General features: G+C 49.0%; 4 protein-coding genes. 2 read left to right on the top strand and 2 right to left on the bottom strand.

What is annotated here, in order from left to right; translation table 11 throughout:
• A partial coding sequence (locus KB557_RS10050; protein ID WP_255133825.1) for an ATP-dependent helicase occupies nt 1–1,272 on the bottom strand: 1,272 nt, incomplete at its 3' end.
• Between the two features lie 57 nt (nt 1,273–1,329).
• On the opposite strand from KB557_RS10050, the gene KB557_RS10055 reads away from it, so the two are divergent.
• Both KB557_RS10055 and KB557_RS10060 read left to right on the top strand, forming a co-directional pair.
• The gene (locus KB557_RS10055) at nt 1,330–2,034 is read left to right on the top strand and encodes a glycosyltransferase (protein WP_255133827.1); all 705 of its coding nucleotides are present in this window, start codon (nt 1,330–1,332) and stop codon (nt 2,032–2,034) included.
• Nucleotides 1,986–2,864: a manno-octulosonate cytidylyltransferase gene (locus KB557_RS10060; RefSeq protein WP_255133830.1), complete on the top strand. Its 879-nt coding sequence runs from the start codon at nt 1,986–1,988 to the stop codon at nt 2,862–2,864. Before KB557_RS10055 ends, KB557_RS10060 begins: the two co-directional genes overlap by 49 nt.
• On the opposite strand, the gene KB557_RS10065 is transcribed toward KB557_RS10060, so the two are convergent.
• A complete protein-coding gene (locus tag KB557_RS10065; protein ID WP_261355069.1) occupies nt 2,798–3,253 on the bottom strand; it encodes an HAD family hydrolase in 456 nt (151 codons plus the stop codon). The genes KB557_RS10060 and KB557_RS10065 overlap by 67 nt on opposite strands.
• Nucleotides 3,254–3,306: the final 53 nt, after the last annotated feature.

Below are 3,306 nucleotides of genomic sequence, written 5' to 3' on the forward strand. Positions count from 1 at the left end.
ACTCTCCTCAATGGCCCGCGATTGTGCATTAGTGCGATATAGAACTGCCATATCGCCATATCGCAATTCCGGATGGGCCGCCTGCAATTCACGCATGCGTTGCACCACAGCTTCTGCTTCAGCGATTTCATCATCACAACGGCTGAGCCGGATTAATTCACCCGCACCACGGGTGGGGCGCAAAACCTTATCGATCCGCTCAGTATTACGGGCAATTAAGGCATTAGCAGCCTCAAGAATCGTGGAGGTGGAGCGATAGTTTTCTTCTAATTTCACCATCGTTTGGGTGCTGTGATCGGCAGCACCATCGCCAAAATCACCCTGAAAACCCATCAAGATCGTGAAATCTGCAGCACGAAAGCTATAAATACTTTGATCTGCATCACCCACAACAAATACAGAACGGTTTTCCCAACTATCAAATTGAGCTGGATCTACACCGTCTGTTACTAAAAGTTTAAGCAGGTCATATTGGGTGCGATTGGTATCTTGATATTCATCAACAAGTAAATGACGAAACCGCCGATGCCAATAGGCTCGCACTTGATTATTTTGCTGCAGTAATTGCACTGGTAACAGCAGCAAATCATCAAAATCAAGGGCATTATTAGCTGCTAAGGCGCGCCGATAACGGCGATAGGTTTCCACAAGCAACTTACCGCGATGCCCTTGGCCCGCCTCCTGCTCTTCTAAATGTTGAGGCAACCAACCATGATTTTTAGCGTTACTGATCGCCCAACGCATTTTTTTTGGTTCGAATCGCTTGGGATCTAATTGCAACTCTTGAACGGTTATTTCTTTTACTAAACTTTGAGCATCAGCTTCATCGTATATTGAAAATTGCCTGGTCCAAGTGAGGCCATCAGGATCGGTATATTTATCAATATCAAAACGTAGTAAACGGGCAAATAGTGCATGAAATGTGCCGATCCATAACTCTTTCGTTACCTCCCTATAGATGCGGCTGCGCAACTGGCGTTGCTCGTGGGGGGGCAAGCTGGTGAGCGGTTGTGCAAACGTACTTTGTGCTAATCGCTGAGTAAGCAACAGCTCCAGCCGTTCCTTCATCTCCCGGGCTGCCTTATTTGTAAAAGTAACCGCAAGCAGTTCGGCTGGATCCACCCCGTGATGGCCGATCAGATGGGCGATGCGATGGGTGAGAGCCTTGGTTTTACCACTGCCTGCACCGGCTACCACTAGCAAAGGTCCGCAATGGTGCCCCACCGCTTGGCGTTGAGCGTCGTTGAGGCCGGTGAGGAAGCCCTGGGTCATTAAGGCAGATTAGGGGGCGCCAGCCTTGATGAGTTGGCATTATGTCGCTACCATTATATGATGAGCAGCTGCAGCCCGATCCCAATATTTATTGGTGTAGATCCGCGGGAGCGAGCCGCTGCAAACGTATTAATTGATTCGCTCCTAACCCATAGCAGCGCGCCACTGGCAATCACAGCTTTGATCACGCCCCAATTAGAGCAGCAGGGGCTTTACTGGCGCAGCAAAGATCCAAAACAAAGTACTAGTTTTTCGTTTACACGATTTTTAGTGCCGCAGCTACTTAATTTTCAGGGTTGGGGTTTATTTATTGATTGCGACATGCTCTGCTGCGCCGATATCACAGATCTATGGGCTCTCCGCGATGAAAACTATGCACTGATGTGCGTTAAACATCAACACACTCCAACTCAAACAACAAAATTTCTTGGCGAACCGCAAAGTGCTTATCCACGCAAAAATTGGAGTTCATTGATGCTTTTTAATGCCAACTTATGCCAAGCCCTTACAAAAGATTACGTAAATACCGCCAGTGGCCTTGAATTACATCGTTTCCAATGGTTAGCAGATTGCAGTGATGCTGCCATTGGCTCTTTACCGCAGCATTGGAACCATTTAGTGGGGGTGCAGAAGCCAGATCCCAATGCAAAACTTTTGCATTTCACCCTGGGGGGGCCTTGGTTTATTGGGGAAGAATGCCCCCATTCAGCTAAATGGTTTTGGGCGCGGGAAAAAGCGATGCAACTTTGGCAGCAACCATGACCTGCCTTGTGGTGATCCCAGCCCGGCTGGAATCCAAGCGTTTACCCCGCAAATTACTGGCCGATATCAATGGCAAACCGCTTTTACGCCATGTAATCGAGCGCTGCCTACTTGCAAAAGAGCCGCATATGGTGGTGCTTTGCACCGATAGCCAAGAAATTAAAACTGCCTTGCAAAGCTGGGGCCTTGCTGATCAAGTGCCTGTATTGCTAACTAGTGCCGCCTGCAGTAGCGGTAGCGATCGAATTGCATCTGTGCTGCCTCAATTAATCAAATTAAGCAGCGCCAATCTTGCAGCCAAAAATCTTGAGATAGAAAAGCTTTGGATCCTCAATGTGCAAGGGGATCAACCCTGCCTTGATCCTGCCGTGATCGATGCTTTAGCAATTGCCTGCGCAACTGCTGATTTCATCGCAAAAGCGCCAGTTGTTACTCCTGTTTATCGCTTAAGCGCCGATAAAATTCATGATCCTGCCGTGGTGAAATGCCTGCTAGCGAGCAGCGGCCAATGCCTCACTTTCTCCCGCAGCGCTATTCCCCATGTGCGGGATGTATGCCCTGAGAACTGGCATCTACACGCCAATTACTGGGGCCATGTGGGCATCTATGCCTATCAAGCTGCAGTTTTAAAACGTTGGCAGCTGCTGCCTCCATCCCCTTTAGAACAAGCCGAAAAACTTGAACAATTGCGCTTACTGGAAGCAGGCATCAGCATTTATGGCCTCGAGGTTGCTGGTGATTCCTTATCGGTTGATACCCCAGCTCAATTGGCTCTAGCCCGCAAGATCTGTTCCGCCAACTCCCGCACAGCTCCATCGCCCCCACGCTGACGCAAGAGCAAATCCGCCATGCGTTTTAAAGAGCGGCAGCCATCAGCAGGAGTAACCAGCACCCCAACTAATGGCCGCACCGGCAGATCATTAACGTCGTCTCCGATAAAAGCAGTGGCGGCAATTGAAATCTGCAACCGCTCCTGCAATTCCGCCAAAACCCCCGCCTTATCTCTTATCGCCGTGAAGCAATGCTTAATCCCCAAATGCCGCGCCCGTTGCTTTATTGCTTCCCCGCGGCCGCCACTTAAAAATGCCAATTCCAGGCCCGCTTGCTGCAGTAATTTCAAACCAAGGCCGTCGCGGGCATCAAAACGGCGTTGCACCACACCATCATCGCTATAAATCAAGCCCCCATCTGTTTGCACCCCATCCACATCTAAAACCAAAAAATAAATCTATGCTTTGATTTTTTTAAGAGCTTAGTTTTTGTTAAGATTGT

Source organism: Synechococcus sp. Cruz CV12-2-Slac-r (genome assembly GCF_024346075.1).
In the GTDB taxonomy this organism is placed as follows: domain Bacteria; phylum Cyanobacteriota; class Cyanobacteriia; order PCC-6307; family Cyanobiaceae; genus Synechococcus_D.